The organism is Bifidobacterium aesculapii (assembly GCF_001417815.1).
Taxonomy (GTDB): domain Bacteria; phylum Actinomycetota; class Actinomycetes; order Actinomycetales; family Bifidobacteriaceae; genus Bifidobacterium; species Bifidobacterium aesculapii.
Genome location: NZ_BCFK01000008.1, coordinates 1 through 3,733 on the forward strand (window position 1 = coordinate 1; position 3,733 = coordinate 3,733).

General features: G+C 62.3%; 2 protein-coding genes and 2 tRNA genes. 1 reads left to right on the forward strand and 3 read right to left on the reverse strand.

All coding sequences use genetic code 11. From position 1 onward, the window contains the following. Positions 1-370 precede the first annotated feature (370 nt). On the reverse strand, positions 371-1,345 hold the full coding sequence (locus BFAL_RS01390; protein ID WP_055426670.1) for a DUF5692 family protein: 975 nt from the start codon (positions 1,343-1,345) through the stop codon (positions 371-373). Positions 1,346-1,683: 338 nt separating this feature from the next. On the opposite strand from BFAL_RS01390, the gene BFAL_RS01400 reads away from it, so the two are divergent. Next, entirely contained in the window at positions 1,684-3,150 is a 1,467-nt protein-coding gene (locus BFAL_RS01400) for a zinc ribbon domain-containing protein (protein ID WP_160319011.1), read from the forward strand. A gap of 260 nt (positions 3,151-3,410) precedes the next feature. On the opposite strand, the gene BFAL_RS01405 is transcribed toward BFAL_RS01400, so the two are convergent. Together BFAL_RS01405 and BFAL_RS01410 are read right to left on the reverse strand one after the other, a co-directional pair. After that, a tRNA-Ala gene (locus BFAL_RS01405) sits at positions 3,411-3,483 on the reverse strand. A 74-nt stretch (positions 3,484-3,557) separates the two neighbouring features. Further along, positions 3,558-3,631 (reverse strand) — tRNA-Ile (locus tag BFAL_RS01410). Positions 3,632-3,733: the final 102 nt, after the last annotated feature.

A 3,733-nucleotide genomic window follows, 5' to 3' on the forward strand; every position in this document is an offset into this window, starting at 1 on the left:
GCGGGCCTCGACGGATCCCCTGCAAGTCTCGTGTGGAGCATCGTTGCTCCACACGCCAAACCCGACATCTCACGTGGAGCAGTAATGCTTCACGTGTTGAGTCCAATGAGGTGGTCTGGTTCATCCCAGGAAACATACGGTTCACTCCGGGGAATGTGCCGTTATTTCGACGCATTCCCCGGAGTGAACCGTGACTTTCCCGGTGCGAAACGTGATCTGCGCGAGAATGATGCGCTATGACCCTGGTTTGCGCACGAAAATCGCGCGGGTGATTACGCGGCGCGGGCGATAGCCCGCTCACGGAGCCGTGAAGCGGGGAACCCGGTGGGTTTCCCGTAGGCGACGCCGAGCGGCGACAGTCGTGAGGCAGCTATGCGGCGCGGGCGATAGCCCGCTCGTAATCCCTGGTGCCCTTGAACACTTCCTTGGTCCACGGGTTGACGCCCTGGCGCTTCGCCCGCACGAGGATGTAGCCGAGCGCGAGCACGTTCGCCACGAGGGCAACGATCGAGACCGTGAGGTTCACGTTCGGGTTGTTCACCGACTGCGTGGAGAACACGGAGTAATCCTGGAACATCGGGAACACCTGCGCGAACATGCACCAGATGGCGAGCGTGAACGCGCGGTTCTGGATCCATCCGCCCTTGTTCCAGAAGAAGTTGGCGACGGTCGGGGCGAGCAGCAGCGCCAGACCGCAGTACCACGAGTGCGTGGGCAGGCAGTTGTAGGTGTAGCAGAAGTTCCACAGGTCGTAGGCGACGATGAACACCCATGTCATGTCGGGCCAGAGCATGTCGTCCTTCTTCTTGGACACGTAGATGCCGAACCAGCCCGTCATGCAGGCGATGTTGATGATGCCGGCCACGCCGTTGAACACGTTGTGCCAGCCGCCCATGAGGGTCACGCCTTCGGTGGAGACCCACGTGGTGCCCCATGCGCGGAAGGCGGATTCGAAGTCGGAGACCACGGCGATGAGGATGTTGATGGCGACGATCACGAACGGGAAGCACTTGAACCATTCGGACTTGCCGATCGACCCCCACTTGTATTTGAGTGCCATGAAGCCGATGCAGCCTGCGGTGGCCGCGTACAGCTTGGCGTAGTGGAACCAGCTGGTCATGTGCACGTAGGTAGGGTTGTTCAGGGCCCAATCGGCGCCCATCGCGGCTGCGGTGTAGATGGTCACGAAGTAGATGGTGAGCACCGCAGGCACGACGAGGAAGGCGATGATGCCGCCGGTTTTCGTACGGCGTGCGAGTTCGTTCGCGCCGATGAGGCAGCAGAAGACGAGGATCCATCCGATCCACTGGTAGACGGCGTTGTCGCCGTAGACCTGAAACAGCATGAGCGGTCCTTTCCGTATGAGACACCGTGTGTGGCACCGTGCGCGTCGTCCCATCGTCGGGGCGGCTCCCGCGTGACGTCAATGTCTTGACTCGGTGTCAATTTCTCTCGCCGCCCAGTGTAATCCCATTATTGACGCAATGTCAAAACGTGTGTTGGTGCAGTCCTTCCCGCGCGGCGGGGTGCAGGAGCATGCCGCCCGCGCCGATCCGTCCGGCAGGCACGTGAGCCGCATGCGCGAGCCATATAATGGAATCAGTCGTCGAGTCGGGCGGAGAGAACGGCGTTCGACTGGACGCGACAAGGATGTCGGCATCATCGGTGGACGGGAGAAACATCATGAACATCTGCAGACAATGCGGCAGACCGGTGCCGCAAGAAGCGACGTTCTGCGCGGTGTGTGGCGCTCCGGTCGCAGTGCCCGGCACCGCCGTGGCTCCCCCGGTCCCGTCGCCGGTACCGGCTCCAATCGCGGCACCGGCGCAACAGTCGATTCCCCCGCAACAGCCGGTCCCGTCGCCGCCGTCGCAACAACCGACGCAGGCGCTGCCGCCGCTCCCCCAGACGCCGCCCGCCCCCACGCAATCGTTCGCGCCGATTCCCGCGGCACCGGTCCCGCCGTCCCCTGCGGCGGGCGCTCCCCCGCAACCCGCGTTCCCCGGCACGCCCGCGCCCGGCGCGCCCGTCACCGTGAAACGACGTTTGGGCGGCGGCGCGATCGCGGCCATCGCGGGCGGCATCATCGCCGTGATCGTCGCCATCGCGCTCGCCATCATCATTCCGAATCTCGCCGCGGTGAAGGCGATGCTCGGCTTCCGCCCGAACAATCCGATCGTCGTCACCGCCGACGCCCTCGCGTCGATCGGCAAGCTGCAAAGCACCGGTTTCACGCTGTCCGGCGACGTCAACGGAACCGGTTTCACGCTCGACGGCGAATACTCGCTCGGCAGCACCACCGACAAATCGATGATGTACATCACCGTGAAGGGCGACGGCTCCACCCCGATGAGCTTCGCCTGGCAGAACGGCGCCTTCGGCATGTCCGCGGAAATCGACTCGTATTGGACCGGAACGGAAACGCAATACGCGTACGCCTCGCGCGCCGACATCCGCAACGCGATCCGCGACACCGCCGGCAGCGAGTGGGACGACGTCGTCATCGACACGAAGAACGCGATCGTACGCGACGGTCATTGGGATTTCGCAGGGGCCGCGCGAACCTTCAACGAAGGCGCCGGCGGCATCGACGACAACGCCGACGTGAAACGCTGGAACGACGGTCAGATGAACGAAGCCGCGCAAGCGGAATACGCGAAGTTCGCGCTGCGGTTCTTCGGCGAGCGACTCGAGAAGAAGGACGTGCAGGCGAAGGTCTTTCCGAAGAACGAACGCGAGACGTCCGGCGGCGTCACGCGTCTGACGTACGAACTCGACCTGACGGCGTTCCTGCGTGAACTGGCGACGTACTGGAAGACGCATGAAGGCGACTACCCGGAACTGCGCGCCTATCTCATCAAGCAGATCCGCGAACAGTATGACGGCACGCGCGCCGATGCCGAGGACCGTTATGCGGATGCGCTGCAGCGGATGATCGACGGTGATTACGATACCGACATGCCGCGCGTGGACGTGAGCCTCGAGTACGAGAGCGGGCGGTCGCTCAACACGCTGGACATCACGGTCGACGGGGACGGCACCACCGCCTCGCTGGGATTGGAACTTCACGAGAAGAACAAGGTGTCCGTGGACGAGCCCAACGTCAGCGACTTCATGGACCAGGCGAAAACCATGGGCATGTCGCTCTAATCCCCATCCCTTCCCCCACCATTTACCCCTTCACTTACCCCACCCCACCACTAACCCCTTCACTTACCCCACCATTCACCCCACCATTCACCCCACCAGCTTTTCGCCCATGGTGCGGTAAATCGCCCATGGTGCGGTGGGTGAAAACCGCATGATTCCGGGGTTGTGGAGGAATTGTGTTACCGCACCATGGGAGTGGGGGTGGGAGTGGGGTAAATAAAAACCCCTTGGAAACATAATGCTTCCAAGGGGTTTAGGAGTGGAGCATACCGGGTTCGAACCGGTGACCCTCTGCTTGCAAAGCAGATGCGCTACCAGCTGCGCCAATGCCCCGAGTCAGTTCACAACGCTATTGTGTTCTGGATAGAAAAAAAGAGCGGCTCAAACATGGCCGCCGGTTTTTCCTGTGGGCCCGGGAGGACTTGAACCTCCGACCTCATCCTTATCAGGGATGCGCTCTAACCACCTGAGCTACGGGCCCGATCCGCCGCGCCTCAACAGCGCAACGAGTAGTTATAATACATGCGATCATCTCGTTGTCAAAACATGGTCGCTTCCGGCGTGTCGCGTTGTGCCGTGCGGA

What these genes read in the sequence shown, in the direction of transcription:
- BFAL_RS01390 (WP_055426670.1), bottom strand. Translation starts at nt 1,345, where the DNA reads ATGCTGTTTCAGGTCTACGGCGACAACGCCGTCTACCAGTGGATCGGA.
- BFAL_RS01400 (WP_160319011.1), top strand. Translation starts at nt 1,684, where the DNA reads ATGAACATCTGCAGACAATGCGGCAGACCGGTGCCGCAAGAAGCGACG.